Below are 17,414 nucleotides of genomic sequence, written 5' to 3'. Positions count from 1 at the left end.
TTCCGGAATCAGCCATATTTATTCCGGATTCCGGGAGTTTTCACCCCCGTCGGCGCCGTATTCTGATCCCAAGCTCAAGCAAGAGACGGGGATAATAATGCGAATAACACCTAGCTGCTTACACAAGGCCTTTATCCGAACGGCCTGTTTTCTGATGTTATCTGTACCTGCGGCCGCCGATCAGGGTCAGCAACTTTATAGTACTTGTGCTGCCTGCCATGGTGGTCAAGGACAGGGCAACCCAGCCTTACAAGCACCTGCGTTGGCAGGTTTGGACAGCGACTATATCCAGCGCCAGTTGGAACTGTTTCAAGCGGGCAGTCGTGGGTCTAAACCCGGTGATACAGCAGGTGCTCAAATGCGTGCTGCAGCCGGTGTGCTGACCTCCGCGGATCAAATCGCGGCGGTATCAGATTTTATCAGCGAACTTTCGCCAACTACTGCAGATGTGACTGTAGAGGGCAATATCCGCAACGGCACTAACCATTACCAGGCTACCTGTGGCACCTGCCACGGTAGCCAGGGTCAAGGTAATAAGGCTTTGAAAGCCCCAGCTTTGGCCGGTCAGGACGGTGAATACCTGCGTCGCCAGTACCTTAACTTCCGCAAGGGCCTGCGGGGCTACGATGCCAATGATCGCCCTGGCCGCCAGATGGCCATGATGGCCAATGGCTTGAACGACGAACAGCTTAACGATGTGATTGCCTTTATAGGCCAGTTGCAGCCAACCACAGAGCCCGTGGAGCACTAAGATGCGTGATTGGTCGAGTGTTGCTATGGGGGTTCTATTCAGCGGTGTGTTAACTGCCGGCGTGATCGGTGGTGCCGCCGCGATGCAAGAAGATCATACCCAGCTTATTGTTGGCGCTGGCAATGCCTTGCCTCAACTGAGTGAGGAAGAGAATTTTCAACTCTCCAGCCTGTGCCCACCCAGCTTTGAAAAAACCGCTGAAGGGCAGTGTAAGCTGGTGAATCTTTACCAGCAATATTCCTCGGTGCAGGGCCGCGGGGTAGGAGGGACGCAAACTTCACTACCTGCTCATCGCGATGGCTTTAGTCCTCAACAAATCGATTTAGGCCGCTTCCTGTTTTTTGATCCTATGTTGTCGGGCAATGGTGAGTTGTCCTGTGCCAGTTGCCATCACCCTGATCTGGGTATGGCCGATGGCGTGGATCGCAGTGTCGGCGCGCTGGGAACCAAGGTGCCGCGTTCTTCCCCCACCTTATGGAATGCGGCTTTCCTTACGTCATTTTTCTGGGATGCGCGTGCGGACTCGTTGGAAGAGCAGGCCTTGGGGCCGCTCTATGCCGACGAGGAAATGGGTAATACACCAGAGCAACTGCTGACGTCACTGAATGACAATGCGACCTATCGGGATATGTTTAAGCAAGCTTTCCCCGATGCAGCCATCGAGCAAATTACCCTCGAGCAGCTCTATACCGCGTTGGCCGCTTTCCAGACTTCACTGATCAGCTTAAACAGTCGCTACGATCAGTACGCCCACGGTTATCACGATGCACTGACAGAAAATGAAATTGCCGGTATGAACGTATTTCGTTCCTTTGTGGCGCGCTGTTCTGAATGTCATCAACCGCCGCTGTTTACCAATAACCAAATTGCTGTCATTGGTGTGCCTGAACCCGAGGGGTTACCTCTGGATATCGGTGCAGAAAAAACCTTTAACGCGCCCAAGCTTAAGGGCGGCTTTAAAGTGCCAACGTTACGTAATATTACGAAAACGGCTCCCTATATGCACTCCGGCGGCATGGAGGATTTGCGCGAAGCGGTTGAGTTTTACAGCAAAGGCCGAGGCCATGCCGTACCCGAAGGTGTCGAGATGCAATTGCACTGGCATATCTGGGAGCCGGATCTGACTGATGAGGAAGTTGATCGTATCGTCGATTTTCTAGGTGCCTTAACCGATGAACGTTTTAAACCGCGCATTCCGTCGCAAGTACCTTCCGGGTTAGCACCGATAGGAAAACTGCCGGACGCACTACATTTACAAAATAACTCAAATACCAATCTTCTTACTGCTTCAACAGAAGGATAATAATGATGAAAGCTAAACTCATGGGCTTAGCCCTGGTGGTCGGTGCCTTTGGTGGTGGCCTTTACTACGGGCAAACAAGTGCAACCGTGGCTCCCTCAATGGTGAGCAGCAGTGGTGGCGCCAGTTATGGTGGAGGCGTACAGCAGCAGACTGCCAAGTCAGCGGTGATAGAACGCAAAACGGCGGGCAACACGATTCGTGTGTCGGATGGTGAATCTATTCAGCGTGCTGTCAAAGATGCCCAGCCAGGTGACACCATTTTGGTTATGCCAGGCACTTACAGTGAAACTGTGTATATCGATAAAGATGATATTCGCCTTGTTGGTGTTATTGAAAAGGGTGAACGCCCAGTCATGCACGGTAACGGCAAACTCAACGATGCCATTTTGTATTCCGGTAATAATATTGTGGTGGAAAACTTCACCATTACCAAATACAAAGGCAATGCCATTATGGGGCAGGCCGGTAATAACTTTGAGATCCGTAACAACCTGATTGTTGATACCGGTGTATACGGTATTTTCCCGCAGCTGGGGCAAAACGGTATTGTTGAGCACAACGTAATTTCCGGTATTGAAGATGCCGCTATTTACGTCGGCATGAGTGACAATATTCACGTAGCACACAACGAGGTATTTGACAGTGTGGCGGGCATTGAAATTGAAAACTCCCGTCACGCTATTGTAGAGAACAACTACGTTCATAATAACACCGGTGGTATTTTAGCCTTTATTACACCGGGCTTGCCGATTAAAACCACTTACGATGTCATTATTCGCAACAACTTTGTAGTGAATAACAACACCGCTAATTTTGGTGCGCCGGGTTCAACAGTCGCGGGTATTCCTGCCGGTACTGGAGTACTGGTCATGGCGGCGGATGAAGTCGTGATCGAAGGTAATATTATTAGCGGCAACAAAACTGCCGGTATTTTGATTACTGATCATTACAATGCCGCGAATGTCACTATCGATCCGGAATCCGATCCCAATGCTGACAAGGTGGCGATTCTTAATAACACCATGCTGAACAATGGTTACGACACCATTGATGAAGTTAAAGCCTTAATGCTCACCGAATTTAAAACGGGCAAGCCTGATATTGTTCGCGTGGGAGTGAGTCGTGATAGCTGCATTATCAATCGTCACGCTTTCGTCACTGTGGGTGTCGATGATTTCAAGGATTGTGACTTCACGAATACCTACAATATTGATACCTACCTGTTGCCTGAGCCTGCAGCTCCGCGTGTTATCGCCGAAGATAAGAAGGGCAAGATGGCTTACCTTGGTGTGTGTACCGGTTGTCACACCTACACCGGCCGTATGATCGGGCCACCTATTCAGGTTATCCAGGCGTTGTATATGGATAACCCGGAAGGACTGGCTGAGTACATCAATGCGCCAACCAAAAAACGTCCAGACTACCCTGAAATGCCACCGCAAAACTATTTGGATGAAGCTACCCGTATGGCTGTTGCCAAATATGTGCTGGCGTTGAAGAAATAAATGTCTACTTGGCTGCAGACCCGTACTGCGGGGCCTGCAGCTACACCTGACGAATTCTAAAAACTGATGGATTTTAAAATCCGACAGCATTTTTTCAGAATCCTGCAGTGCCAAAGAGCGAAAGGGAGTAGTGTCGCAGGGAACCTAACCGTAAAGAGGTATTCGGTTTTAGGTATGGCGATAAAAATAATAAATAAGATCTACTCTAAGTGGAGAGTTACAATGGCTATAAAACAATCAATGCCTAAAACAACAATAATGAAATATGGTTCACGAATGAGTGGTTTGACATTGTCGACCAGTCTTGCGGTGATGACCTCACTTATCCCTTCTCTGGGTTACTCCGAAAATGTTTCCGGCCGTTATCAGGCGATTGAAGAAGTTACTGTAACCGCGCAAAAGCGTGAGCAGAATGCAATGGATGTACCGATTACCATTGGCACTTTTTCTGCACAAAACATGGAGGCCACCGGTGCTCTGACCCTGGGTGATATCGCTGATTATATTCCAGGGTTGGAAGTAGGTGATGGTGTTACGCAGGCCTCCATGAGCATTCGTGGTGTCAGCAGTGCCAATATCAGCTCCGGTGGTGATGCCTCTGTGGCGACTTTCTATGATGGCGTTTATCTTCCTCGCGCAGCGACCACTATCGCTTTCTCTGATATGCAGCGTGTAGAAGTACTGAAAGGGCCGCAAGGTACCCTTGCTGGTCGTAACGCTGCTGCTGGCAGCATCAGTATGGTGCCAAACTCCCCAAGCCTGGACGAGACCGAAGGTTTTATCCAACTGAAAGCCGGAAATTACGATTTTCAGCGTTGGGAGGGTATGCTTAATCTACCCATAAGCGACAAGGTTGCCATCCGCGCTAACCTACTCAGCAATCAGCGTGACGGTTATATTGATAATACTGCCCCTGGTGGTGCTGACCTGGATATGCAGGAATCGCTCACCGGTCGTCTGTCCCTGTTGTGGGAAATTTCCGAGAAAACTGATATTCAGTTTAACTACGATTTCGATGATACAGATAATGGCCCCCGTTCAGCTGTTGGCTATAACGGCGGTAACTTGTCTTTTGAAAAAACATCTAACGATGCCGTAGGTGCCGAAGAAACTCGCGATATGTATTCTTTTGGCTTTAAACTGAATCACGAAATCAGTGATAGCTGGTCTGTGAGCTGGTGGGCCAACCACCGTGATTTTGATGTAACCAACCGTGATGACCAGGATGGCACGGGCAACATTTATACCTACCTCGACACCGATAATATCGAGAGTTCCGAGCTGACTTATACCGAGTTGCAGTTTAACTATAACTCCGATCGGATTAACTTTGTCGGTGGTCTGACCTACTCGGTGGAAGACAAAACTCAGACAACAGCCATTACCAGTACAGCGGAAACGGCTTCCAACCTCTCAACCCAGGTAGCTAATGGTTTGCTTGATGCCCTGAGTGCGGGCTTTACCATCGACAGCATTTGGGATCCAACAGATTGGACGATGTTGTCGGCTGCCCTCAATGGCGGTACGCCTCTGGGGCAGTCTAATGCTGAATACCAGGGCCTACTAGGCAATGTCTACTTCGCAGGCTATGGCCCCTTGCTCGATGGTTATCATGAAATTCTGGCAGCAGGATGGGTAGACCCAAGTTATGCGGGGCAGCAATGGACTGAGGAAGTCAGAAACACCGGTAAGTTTACCAACTACGGTATCTATGGTGATATTGATGTGGCGGTAACCGATAAGTTGAACCTGATCTTTGGTCTGCGTTACTCCAAGGATGAAAAAGATTTCACTTGGGAAAACCCTACGGCAACTATGGCTGGTTTGGTCAATGCAGAGCGAGCTTTCCTGGCGGCCAATGGTGTACCTGTGGCTGCGCTTATTCCGCAGGCAACAAACTTCCTGTCTCCACTTAGCATGACAGGTGTCGGTCTGGTTTCCGATACCCTGGTTAAGGCTTCCGATGACTGGAGCAAAACGACCGGACGTTTTGTTGCCCAATACCAGCTAACGGAAGAGGCGATGACTTTCTTCACCTATTCCACTGGTTACACCTCAGGTGGTTATGACAGCTTTGTGCTTAACTCTTCAGTGACGCCGTTGGAGCCTGAAGAAGTAACCAACCTGGAATTGGGTATTAAAGGTGACTTCTTCGACGGCCGTATGCGTGCTCAGTTCAGCGTGTTTGATATGGAAATGGAGAACCGTCAGAAGTCGGTTACCTCTGCTGATCCAACTATTCCTGGTCTTGCTGCCCCCATTATTATTAGCGGTGATGAAGATATCACTGGTTGGGAGTTACAACTGACCTGGATTCCAGTGGATACCCTGCAATTGGGTATGGTGACTACCATGCGTGATAGCGACAGTCAGTACCAGTCCTATATCGACGCCCAGGGTAATCCAGCAGGCGGGGATAAAGAATCAGCAGAGACCCTTTCCGCCTACACCTTGACCTTGGACTGGGCGCCTGAAATTGCATTTGGTTCACTGGATGTGCATGTGGACTATATCTTTGAGGAGCAGGATTTCGGCCCCGAGACTGCGGACTACCTGCCAATTTACGAAAGTCTGGAAAACTTCGGTGCGGATAAGAAGATCCTCAACGCTCGCATCGCCTGGACCAGTGATGACGAGCATTACATGCTGGCACTGTGGGGCAAGAACTTGTTGGATAATCAGTATACCGGCATTCCAGGTGGTCTTGCCGCCAGTGATTTAGGTGCTGCTCACACGACCGTTAGTGCACCTCTCACTTGGGGCATAGATGCGAGATATAATTTTTAATTCTTAACTCCAGATCGTGCTCTCATTGCAGTGGATTAGCTAGGGCGGCTGATCCACTGCCTTTTTCCTTTCTTCAGATGTACTTCAACAAGACTATGCTGCGTAGCTTACAGGTTGCGATTCTTTCGGTACTTTTTTTCCTTTCTTTTCCGTTGTCAGCAGCAGAATTAACCCTAAAAACCGGTGAAAAGCTGTTGGGTGAACTGGTTAAGCTCGAAGGAGAAAATGTCATATGGCTATCACCGGGATTGGGGAAAATTACTTTACCCAAACGTAAAATTGCCAGCCTGACAACTCACACGTTGTTAAAAATTAATGGCCATGATAAACCCTGTGCGCTTTACAGTATTCAGTGGGATAAAACCTTTTACAGCTGTGAGGATAAAAGCAGTAACCAGCTTAAACTCTCTGCTCTTGAGTTAATGATGCCCTATGAAGATTACTACCAGGGCGCCTATAGTTTTAAGGGCAAGTTGGCGATTAACGGCGAATACGCCAGTGGTAATACTGAAGAAGATACCTGGGCTGTTGATTCCTATGCGGAAGTCAGGCGAGGAGACTATCGACATACGCTCGGAGCCAAGTTCGAATATAAAACCAAGCAGGACGATGCAAGCGAAAATAAACTGGATACACGCTACCGTCTTGACTGGTTTTTCAGTGAGCGTTGGTTTGCCTACAGCCAGTTAACCTGGGAGATGGATGACAGTAAAAAGCTTGATAGTCGCTTTAATCTGGGTACCGGTATTGGCTACCAGTTCTGGGATAATGATCATACGGCTTTAGCCCTGCAAACTGGTATTAACTACGTTAAAGAGGATCGGGAAACAGCAGATTCTATGCTGGATGCTGAGCGCCACCTTTGGCGTTTGGCTACCGATTTTCGCCATAAATTACCCTTGTCTGGCGAGTTCTTTCACCGCAGTCAGCTTTTGTGGCCCTATGACGGTGGTGAAGACTGGGAATTTGAGGCTGTTACTGGGATTAATTTCCCCCTGGGATACGGCGTTTTTTCAGGTGTTCAGCTGGATTATGAGTATGACAATATCCCTTCAGATGAAACCGAAAAAGAAGACACCCGTTTAAAAGTGGGCATTGGTTATGAGTGGTAAAGGCAGGTTTCTGATTTCTAGCTACACTTAAAGGGTATTGCGATAGAGGTATTGTCGGGTATGCCCGCTCGTTTTAATCAAGTTCAGCGTCCTGCGTTATCGGATCCCCGACAACGCAATTACAGTGTCTTTCGTATTTTGTCTCGTTCACAGGACAAGACCCTCTTTGTTGGTCTTTGTGAAGGCTGTGATTTTGTCCAGGCATTTTCCCAACGATTAACCAAGGATATTCGCTCCCCCTGGCATTGGCAGCAGGTGCCTTTTGGTAGCTATGACCGCCCTATAGCGTTTTGGCCTTTCTATCCGGAATTGTTAGAGCATGTAAAAGCCTTTACCCGGCTTGAAGCTGCTGCTGCCCATCAATATTGGTGGGAGTACTATGGCGGTTATAGTCGCTGCCTGATTAACTGTGAACAGCCCTTAACTCGAACCGAATTTATTATGCTGCGGGGTAAAGGTTGTTGGGATGGATATATGAAGGGGTTTCCCAATGGGTGGGTGCCTAGGCTATAAAACTAAACGCCAATACTTAGTTGAATTGTACCTTTGAGTTTGTTTTCTAAACCCTTCAATGCTATATCGAGTTATCTGGGAAGTTAATTGTTAACCACAGCAAAAGACTTTTTAGTATGAGATGTTGAAGGAGGGGGGGTAAATAGTTTTGTGATCTGCTTTAGAGCTGGTTTACTGGGCTTTTAGCCTTATTTTATCCGTTTGTTCATCAAAACATTTTCCGCAGCAGCCTCCGCCCTTTATGATCGGGGAGAGTATGCGATCTACCTCTTTTTCATCATGCTCGGTAAGGATTCTGTATTTTTTTAGTGCTGAAATTGAGTTGAAGAAGCTGGTTGACATCCAATACCTTATTTCTTGAAGAATCTCTCCGTCTTCGTCATCGATTAAAAGTACATCAATCCATGAGATGTCGTCATGCTTTATATGTTCTCCAGACTCAATTCTCTTTGATAGTTCTTTCGAGACAAAAGGCATGAATCCCGTTTCGCCATGTTTGTCACATTTAATTAAAGCCATTTACATTTCCGTCTCTAAGCTTTTGTTACTTTCAATTTTGGTGAAGTCATTCTTCTTCATAAACTTGGCAAAACCAATTTTACTTCTACTTATTGGATTGTGTCCTCCTTCTTCTAAGACATCAAAAACATGAGAATAACAGCTGTTATCTATGATGTCATATTCACCCAACTCTTCATTTATTAGGCTTTTCTGATACTCAATTGCTACTGATGCATTGGGTAAAGGAATTTTGGTCTCTTGAGCGACTTGGTTTTGGGTATTATATCTGCCCGCTCGAACAATAGTCGTCTGTGACTTGTCTTTAGCTGTGATAATCTGATGAGTCGCATAGCTTAAATCACCTAGTACCACTTCTATAGTTAGATGTCCTTCTTGGTAGCCATTATCAAACAGTCTTAAAACTGCATGTCCTTCTTTACATGTTAGCCCTAGTGGATCCACCCACCCTGTAGGATTAGGCGCATACTGATAACAGTTATTACCCCCCAGTAACCCCACCGGATCCTGATGCACAAACCGCCCAACACCCGGATCATAGTACCTATGCCGATTATAATGCAGCCCCGTCTCCGAGTCGAAATACTGCCCCTGGAAACGTAGTGGGTTGCTAATCTTGGGTTTCTCAGAAAATCCTGCTATTTGGCCGTAGGCCTTATATTGTGCCTGCCAGACAATTTCTCCGGCTGCATCGGTAATTTCCTGTGGTGTGCCCAGGTGGTCCAGGTGGTAGTGGTGTATCTCGCCATCTTTGATCAGTGCCAGTGGGCGGAAACTGTTGGGCTCAAACAGGTAGTGCTGACTGATTTTTCCCTTGGGAGTATGGTTGGTCTCACTCCAGAGCACATCACCGTTCCAGCAGAAGGTGGTTTTCTTTTGCTGTTTGGATTTCAGGTGAGTGACGGTTTTACCAATACGGCGACCCAAGGCGTCGTAGCGGTAGAGGGTTTTAAAGCCGTTTTTCTCTACCGTGATGAGCTGATTCCAGCCGTTATATTGATAGCTGGCGCTGAGCTGCTGGCCCTTACCGTGTTTTTCCTCAATCAGGTTGCCGCGTTTATCGTAGCTAAAGTGACGATCACCGTGGAATTGCAGGCGGTTGCCTTGTTCATAGCCAGCGTTGCCCTGATCGTTTTGTAACAGGTTACCGGCGGGATCGAAGTTAAAGGCTTCTTCGATGGGCCCTTTAACCTGCTGCAATTGATCATTGTTGTCGTAGTGATACTGGGTTAATCCCCGCAGAAGGTCTTCAACCTGTTGCAGGTTGCCGGCATTGTTGTATTTGTAGTCTCGCTGGATGACAGGGTTGTCGTCACCTTTATGGCTGACCTGCTGCTGGACTAAACGACCATTGGGGTCGTAATCAAACTGGCTGCTGAGCTGTCCCTGGATTTTTTCGCGTAGACGGCCAGTTTCGTCGTACTCGCAGCGAACGACCGGGTTACCGTTATGGTCGACACCATAGAGTTGTCCGCCAGGAGTATGCTGGTAGCTGATATGCTGGTCGTCACTGCTGGTGCTAATACGCCAACCGCGCTTGTCATATTTATGCTGCAGGCTATGGCTACGATCTTCCTGATTCTCTGCATTGGCACTGTCGACATGTTCGGCGATGAGGCGTCCTGCACTGTCATACTGATAACGAATAAACGCATCACCGTTGTTGGCAGAGGTCATCCGGCCCAGAGCATCGTAATGAAATTCTGCCAGATCGCCATTGTTGTTGGTTTTGCGTAGTAAGCGGCCGGTAGCGTCACGATTGAAGTGGGTCACCACATCCATATCGCGGTGTTCAGTCAATTGTCCAGCCGAGTTGTAGCGGTAGTGCTGATGGCGGCCATCGAAACCGATTTCTTCAATCAGGCGTTCATTACCGTCGTATTTAAGGGTGTAACGTTCACCTTTCTCATTAATGAGCCCAGTTAGGTTACGTTCCTGATCGTAGAGGTATTCAAGCCGCTGGCCGTTACCGTCAATACGGGTTTCGACTTGCGCAAAGCCACCGTATTGATATTCGGTGGTTTGCCCCTGGGCATTGATGTGGTGAGTTACCTGGCCACTGGCATTGTACTGTAGGTGTGTACTCAGGCCCTGGTGATCAATAATTTCAACTGGTCGACCGGCGACATCATACCGGTATTCAGCCGCATGACCTGCGGCATTGGTAATACGTTGTACTCGGCCCCAGGTATCGTAACTGTATTGAGTGGTGCGGCCGTCGGGGTCAGTTTCGCTGATTAATTCAAACTGGCTATTCCACTGTAGTTGACGTTTGCCGCCTTCCGGGTCTTCGATAGTTTCCAGCTGGCCTTTATCGTTGTAACTATAGCGCCAGGCATTACCGGCAGGATCGCGGGTTTCGGTCAGGAGACCGCTTGTGTTGTAGCGGCGCTGCCAGTGATTACCCAGCGGATCGGTAATCAGGGCAGGTAGGCCCAGGGTGTTGTAGCGAATACGGGTAGTCTGGTTAAGAGCATTGGTGATACGTGTCACCTTGCCCAAACTGTTGTAGCGGTAGTAGGTGGTGTGACCGTTTGGGTTTGTCTCACTACAGAGTTTGCCGTAGGAGTCATATAGGCGTTTGGTAACGCCTCCCTCGGGGTCGACTTCCTTGACTACGTTGCCTTTAGCATCGTAGTGATACTCGCGGGTTTTGCCGTTGCTGTCGGTGGCGTAGCTTATCTTACGCTTGGGCTGCCATTTGAAGCGGTAATCGTAAGCGCCACCGGTCTCTGAGGCGCCGTCTGACCATTGACGTTGGCAGCGGGCTTCAGGAGTATGCTTGTCCCACTCAAACAGGTAATTAACTCCCGACGATGTGGTGCGCTGAACAATAATATGGTTGTTGTACTGGTAGGCTTCAGTTTGGCCGCCAGGTAGGGTGGCGCTAACCATATCGTTATGGTCATCGTAATGGTATTGCGCTAACAGTGCGTTGCTGTGTGGGCCATCCTGTAATTGTGGCGCTTTAATCGCTGTGATTTGGCCTTGTTCATCACAGTCAAAATCCAACAGGCGACCCCAGGAGGTTACCAGTTTACGTGGTTGCCCCTGCTGGTAGTCGATATTGATACTGTTGTTAAAACTATCTCGCAGTTCTACCAGAGGTAGGTGCTTATGGATGCCATCGGCGCGGAAAATGCGACTGGCATCGGTCGGGCTCATCAGGGTATAGCTAAATTCACTCTGGCGTAACAAGGCCAGGTCTTCACTGCGGTTATGACGTGTTTCGCCAATCGACGGTTGAGTAAAGCGGATACTGCGGCCTTCGAGGGTCAGGTAATCGACAGTATTTCCTTCAATAACCAGTCGCTCGCTTAATGGATGGCTCCAACCGTGACCCAGTCCAAGGTTGGTGGGGTTACTGGTGCGGTAGGTGCGTTTCCAGGCGAACGGGATAGGGCCAGGAAGGTTAAAGTCCGTTAACTCCAGCAGCTCTTCACCGCTGATCATGCTGATAGGTTCACCTTCACAGGGGGTATCACTATTACTGGGAGAGGGGTCTCCTGTCGCTGGCGACGTACCTACCTGGTTGTCGGGGTCTTCAGTGGTTGCAGATGAATTACTGGTTTTCGTGCTTTTTTCACTATGGGGATAAGCCGTCGTGGTGGGTGTTTCCGTGCCAGTTACGTGATTTTGTAAATTGTCAGAATTACCTGCTGAGTTGTCTTGTTGACTTTTACCATTGGCAGCGCGTGCCGTTTTTGACTCACTATCCAGACTTTGTTTCTCGCTTTTTGAAATTGCATAAATATCGTAACCTTTAAGGGTGTTCACGATTTCATGGCGTGGTTTGTTATCCAATGCATGGTTTAGTTGGGTGCGTGCCTGGGGAGTCAGCAGATCAAGAAAGTGGCCAATGTCATCCATGCTGGCCATAGGCAAGGGACGATTGTTAGCTGTCAATCGCTTGGGTTTTTCTTTAGTAATAAGGTAATCGCTACCTTTGTTATCTTTTACGTGTAGACTATCCATTGTCTCGTAAAGCCCTAGATTTCTAATGCCTGCAGACAGGCTGTTTACTTCGAAAGTTTAAAGAATTGCGCTTCGCTCAAATAACGCTGCTAACGTGCAGTCGCTTCCTGGCGAACGGTAATGTCCTCTTCCTGAGGCGCTCCAGGTGGACAGAAAGGTTGCTGGTTTTGCTGTTCGGTGTGTTCGTTCTGGCTTTCCAGCGTATATTCGATAATACCCACGCTGATATTGTCTTTGCCTCCAAGCAGGTTAGCGTCATCAATAAAGCGGTAACAGCACTCCAGTGCCGGGCGGTGAGTTGATAGAACGTAATCAAGCTGCCCGTTATCCAGATATTCTGTTAACCCATCGCTACACAACATTAATAGGGTATTTTGTGACAGCTGGAAACTATTAATGCTCGGTTCGATATTTTGGCTAACACCCATAGCTCGGGTGATTTGATTGCGGATGTTACTACTGCGGGCCTGTTCTTCAGACAGGCTACCATTATCGATCATTTCCTGAACCAAGCTGTGATCCTTGGTTAATTGAACAAATCCTTGTTTGTCCCAAAGATAGGCACGTGAATCACCCAGATGGCACACGGTTACCTGATCACGCCAAATGGCTGCCAGGGCTATGGTTGTGCCCATTTGCGCCAGCTGTTCATTTTCCTGTTTTGCCAGCAGTATATTGCTGTTGGCTAGTTGGGTGCCTTCAATGATAGCGGCATTTATCATCAATTCCTGCTGTTGCGGTGTGCAAGCTAAGAAGGTTGGGTTAATAAGCTCTTCAAGATGCTGGCCAATGGTGTCGACGGCAATTCGACTGGCCATAGAGCCACCACTATAGCCGCCCATACCATCGGCAACGATCACGTATCCAAAGGGGAGAGAAGTGTGGGTGAACCAGCGGATGCTATCTTCATTTTCGCTGCGTACCTGGCCTATATCGGTGCGGCCATTAATGGCAATGCGAATAGCTTGCTCTTCAGACATGTAACAAATCCAGTTTGCTTGGGCGCTATCCATGCGGCGCCTGGTTAAATCAGTCGGTATTCTAGCCTAGAGTTTTTTTTATTTCGAATCTTTATCCGCTGAATATGTCTTAATTTACGTGTTAGTAGCGCAATTTTTTGATCGTTATTAAAAAGTGTGAAGCTTATCCCAAATTGAGTAAAGAAAGCGCTAAGCCATTGGTATGAGAGGGAAGAGCAGTAGATTTTGGCTTGATAAAACAATAGGCGTTTTGCGATAATTTGATCCGTAGAGCAGTGACGCAAGTCACCTAAGGGATTAAGTTTTTGTAAGGATTACACGGCTTCTATGCCTAGATTACCGCGTTTAAATCTCGTTGATATTCCTCAGCATATCGTCCAGGTGGGTCATAACAACCTGGCCTGCTTCTTCGATGATGAGGATTACGAATTCTATTTGCACAGCTTGAAGTTGGCGGCTGACCAATATCAGGTGGAAGTGCATGCCTATGTCTTATTGCCTAATTCGATCCAGATAATTGCTACGCCGAAAGTACCACAGGGAATTTCGTCGATGATGCAATCTCTGGGGCGGCGTTACGTGCAGTATGCAAATCATCGTTATAAAAGATCAGGTACTTTGTGGGGGGGAAGATATAAATCGAGCTTGATTGATACCGATGCATATCTGTTAACCTGCTACCGTTATGTCGAATTAAAGCCTATGTATATAGGCTTAGCTGATAGTCCAGAGGAATATCCCTGGTCATCGTTTCATCATCATGTTGGTAATACAACAAATCATCTTATTTGTGATCACCGTTTATATCGGGCACTGGGTGACGATGCAAAATCACGTGCCAGTGCTTATAGAAAGCTATTTCGTTATGAGTTTGATCGGCGTTTACTTGATTTTATTGCAGAGACGGTCAAATTGGGACAAGTGCTAGGTGGCGATGCTTTTAAGGAGCAAATAGAGAAAGTTGCAAATCAGAGAGTCAGGCCGTTAAAACGTGGTAGGCCTAAGAAGGCAGCAGAAAAGGATGGGGTTTCTGCAGGGGAAAGTGGATCAGCTGAAAGTGTGGTTTAAGATTTTTCTAGTAAAAAAGTATTAGTTGTGTCGGTGACTATCTTCTCTATGGCCTTCTAGGTTTGTTATTAATGGTGTCAGAGTCAAAATTACTAAAACCTCTACTCTTTAGGCGGCTTTTAAATGGTCAGATGCTATCTGCATAAAGCCAGGTCTGTGATTTACTTATCTGTAGATAAATAGTGTCAGAGTCATTTTGTAAAATAGTGTCAGAGTGGATTTAAAAGTTAAAAATTAAGGTTTTTTCAGAACGAAACTTTTGCTTAAATTCACCGCATTGCCACAGGGCAAGAATTTCTCAGTAAGCGATTGCTGAGATAAATTACTCAAACTTTATCGACCAAAAATGAAAGAGGAATTCGATCAATGGCGATTTACATGAACTTTAATGCGCTGTCTCCAAAGGGTAACGTGACTGCTGAAGGTTACGAAGACTGGATTGAAGTTGATAGCTTCAACTTTGGTGTAGGCCGTGCGATCACCATGGAAGCTGGTGCAATGGCTAACCGTGAATCCACTCGTCCAAGCTTGAGCGAAGTGACTGTCACTAAAGCTCTGGATGCTGCGTCTGGTGGTCTGTTCAAGGCTTCTGTTGTTGGTGACGAAGGCGTTAATGTTGAAATTCACGTTGTTCAGACTGGTGGTAACAAGGTAGAAAAATATGCGGCTTACACTCTGGAAGATGTCATTATCTCTTCTTACAGCGTAACTGCTGCTGCCGGTGGTCCACCACAAGAGTCTCTGTCTCTGAGCTTTGCCAAGATTGAGGGTGACCTCACTCATGCGGACAAGACTCACAAGAATACTACCAACATGCGTGTTGGTTACGACCTTACCACTGCCAAGCCTCTCTAAGCAGTTCGGTCAAGGTGGGGTCGGGCTCTCGCTGTACAACAGCGAGGCTCTGGCCCTTTTGTTGTTTTATCTTCCATTTAATATGTAAGTTTGTGAGTAAGCAGGGATATTGCTTCTCACCATGGACGTGTTGACAAGGTTATGTCTATTCTCAGCCAAGATAAGCGCCTGATTCATATTGATTCTCCTTTGGGCAAAGACAAATTTATTGCCACCTATCTAGAGGGTGATGAATATGTAAATGACCTCTTTGATTTCAATATAGAGCTCTTTTCAGATGACCACGAAATTACCCAGCAGCAAATCGTGGGTAAAGCCGTTACGCTGACGGTATTTAACAAGGGTTTAGAGAATGGTCGCCTGATCAATGGCTATGTTACCCAGTTCTCCATGTTTGATGTCGATGGCAATGGTTTGCGTTGTTATCGTGCGAAAATTGTACCGGGCTTTTGGTTTACAACCCTGGCTTCTGAAAACCGCGTCTTCCATAAAAAGAGTGCCAAGCAGATTATAGAAGAGGTGCTGGGAGCATATAGTAAGGTTGTAACGCTTAAACTAAAGCTATCTGCCGAGTATCTTGCCCGTGAGTATTGCGTACAGTTTGATGAAACTGACTTTGAGTTTGTCTGCCGTTTAATGGCAGAAGAGGGCATCAGCTACTACTTTGAGCATACCAAGGGAGCCCATACGATGGTATTGGCGGATGATGCTCAGGATTACTTTGATTGCACCGGCGAGAAGATAGAATACGATGGTGGTGGTAGCCACCCTACAAAAAATACCGTTCAGCGTTGGGAGCGCAGTTACAGTTATCATACCGGCGGCTTTGAATTTAAAGACTATAACGAATACACCACCACAAAAGATAACAAGCAGGTCATTAGCACCAAATCCAAGCTCAATGATGTCTCACCCTATGTGCACAAGCAGTACGGACTGTATCACTTTGAATTTGAGCCTGAACATAAACACAAATTAAAAGACAGCTATAACAAGGCTCTGTTAGAGCGTTCCGTTGAGCATCACGAGTCAGGTTTTGATATTGCAAAAGGGGCGAGTGATTGCTCTGAATTTGCCGCAGGTGGTCGATTTAAATTTGACCATACCTTAGCAACGGAAAAAGATACCTATCTGCTGACACATGTAAAGATTATCGCGTCTGATGGTAATAATCGCGATACCTTATTTAAAAACGAGTTTGACTGTGTCCCGGCTTCTGTAACTCTTCGCCCAGCACCGGATTTCCAGCGCAAGCGCATCGATCATCCTCAATTAGCCTCTGTGCTGGAAGTTAAAGCCACGGTGCCCAGTAGCTCGGTAGATCCCTATACTCAAGTCAAGGTGAAGTTCCCCTGGAATTCAGCGCAGAACTCCTGTTGGGTTCGTGTTATGCAGTCCTTCGCTGGCAAAAACTGGGGCGCTAATTTTGTACCCCGTGTTGGGCAGGAGGTTGTGGTCACCTATATCAATGGTGATCCGGATCGCCCGGTAGTGAGCGGGGCAGTCTACAACGGCACTAATGAAGGACCTAATTACACCGCTACGCAAAGTGGTTGGAAAACCCAGTATGAAAGCAGCAAGTTTAACGAGTTGCGTTTTGACGACAAAGGCGGTGAAGAAGAGATTTATATGGAAGCAGGAAAAGACCACAATTTCCTGATTCACAATGACCAAAGCGGTAAGGTCGAGAATAATCAAACCCTGGAGGTGATTAAAAATCGTTCGATTACCGTGTCTGAGGGTAATGAAAGCACAACGATCAGTCAGGGAAATCAGGATTACACCGTCAGCAAAGGTAATCAAAGCACGAAGATTAGTAGTGGTACCCAGACTACGGATGTTAAAGGGGCTATAAAGATTACCTCGAAAACCTCTATAGAGCTCAAGGTCGGAGGCAGCACAATCAAAATGACACCGACGGGTATTACCATGAAGGCGACGAAAGTTGACTGTAATGCCAGTGCCATGGGTACCGTAAAAGCTGGTGGTATTCTCACCCTCAAGGGTGGGTTAACGAAGATTAACTAATGATAAGCGCTTGATATT

12 protein-coding genes are annotated in these 17,414 nt (G+C 47.4%); 9 read left to right on the top strand and 3 right to left on the bottom strand.

Features of this window, described 5'->3' with window-relative positions; genetic code table 11:
- The first annotated feature begins 97 nt into the window (after positions 1–97).
- From ACGHZ6_RS15295 to ACGHZ6_RS15270, 6 genes are all read left to right on the top strand, one after another.
- Positions 98–751: a c-type cytochrome gene (locus tag ACGHZ6_RS15295; RefSeq protein WP_390614854.1), complete on the top strand. Its 654-nt coding sequence runs from the start codon at positions 98–100 to the stop codon at positions 749–751.
- Position 752: 1 nt separating this feature from the next.
- Positions 753–2,054, top strand: coding sequence for a cytochrome-c peroxidase (locus ACGHZ6_RS15290; RefSeq protein ID WP_390614853.1), 1,302 nt, complete (start codon positions 753–755; stop codon positions 2,052–2,054).
- Positions 2,055–2,056: 2 nt separating this feature from the next.
- Complete coding sequence (locus tag ACGHZ6_RS15285; RefSeq protein WP_390614852.1) at positions 2,057–3,559, top strand: parallel beta-helix domain-containing protein; 1,503 nt, start codon at positions 2,057–2,059, stop codon at positions 3,557–3,559.
- Between the two features lie 276 nt (positions 3,560–3,835).
- The gene (locus ACGHZ6_RS15280; RefSeq protein WP_390614851.1) at positions 3,836–6,346 is read left to right on the top strand and encodes a TonB-dependent receptor; all 2,511 of its coding nucleotides are present in this window, start codon (positions 3,836–3,838) and stop codon (positions 6,344–6,346) included.
- A gap of 95 nt (positions 6,347–6,441) precedes the next feature.
- Positions 6,442–7,458, top strand: a complete 1,017-nt coding sequence (locus ACGHZ6_RS15275) for a DUF481 domain-containing protein (RefSeq protein ID WP_390614850.1) — start codon at positions 6,442–6,444, stop codon at positions 7,456–7,458.
- Between the two features lie 60 nt (positions 7,459–7,518).
- A complete protein-coding gene (locus ACGHZ6_RS15270; RefSeq protein ID WP_390614849.1) occupies positions 7,519–7,971 on the top strand; it encodes a hypothetical protein in 453 nt (150 codons plus the stop codon).
- 171 nt (positions 7,972–8,142) lie between these two features.
- Here the strand turns inward: ACGHZ6_RS15270 and ACGHZ6_RS15265 are convergent, their stop codons facing one another.
- The 3 genes from ACGHZ6_RS15265 to ACGHZ6_RS15255 all read right to left on the bottom strand — a co-directional run bounded on the left by ACGHZ6_RS15265 (position 8,143) and on the right by ACGHZ6_RS15255 (position 13,445).
- On the bottom strand, positions 8,143–8,490 hold the full coding sequence (locus tag ACGHZ6_RS15265; RefSeq protein WP_390614848.1) for a hypothetical protein: 348 nt from the start codon (positions 8,488–8,490) through the stop codon (positions 8,143–8,145).
- Positions 8,491–12,465: an RHS repeat-associated core domain-containing protein gene (locus ACGHZ6_RS15260; RefSeq protein ID WP_390614847.1), complete on the bottom strand. Its 3,975-nt coding sequence runs from the start codon at positions 12,463–12,465 to the stop codon at positions 8,491–8,493.
- An 89-nt stretch (positions 12,466–12,554) separates the two neighbouring features.
- Positions 12,555–13,445, bottom strand: coding sequence for a Stp1/IreP family PP2C-type Ser/Thr phosphatase (locus ACGHZ6_RS15255; RefSeq protein ID WP_390614846.1), 891 nt, complete (start codon positions 13,443–13,445; stop codon positions 12,555–12,557).
- A 327-nt stretch (positions 13,446–13,772) separates the two neighbouring features.
- On the opposite strand from ACGHZ6_RS15255, the gene ACGHZ6_RS15250 reads away from it, so the two are divergent.
- The 3 genes from ACGHZ6_RS15250 to ACGHZ6_RS15240 all read left to right on the top strand — a co-directional run bounded on the left by ACGHZ6_RS15250 (position 13,773) and on the right by ACGHZ6_RS15240 (position 17,396).
- Complete coding sequence (locus ACGHZ6_RS15250) at positions 13,773–14,513, top strand: transposase (RefSeq protein WP_390614845.1); 741 nt, start codon at positions 13,773–13,775, stop codon at positions 14,511–14,513.
- Between the two features lie 366 nt (positions 14,514–14,879).
- Complete coding sequence (locus ACGHZ6_RS15245) at positions 14,880–15,368, top strand: Hcp family type VI secretion system effector (RefSeq protein WP_390614844.1); 489 nt, start codon at positions 14,880–14,882, stop codon at positions 15,366–15,368.
- Between the two features lie 141 nt (positions 15,369–15,509).
- Complete coding sequence (locus ACGHZ6_RS15240; RefSeq protein WP_390614843.1) at positions 15,510–17,396, top strand: type VI secretion system Vgr family protein; 1,887 nt, start codon at positions 15,510–15,512, stop codon at positions 17,394–17,396.
- Positions 17,397–17,414 lie beyond the last annotated feature (18 nt).

It is taken from the genome of Maricurvus nonylphenolicus, from assembly GCF_042854845.1.
Classification (GTDB): Bacteria; Pseudomonadota; Gammaproteobacteria; order Pseudomonadales; family Cellvibrionaceae; genus Maricurvus; species Maricurvus nonylphenolicus.
Note: the sequence above shows the minus strand (reverse complement) of the source record. Positions and strands in the feature narration are given on the sequence as shown.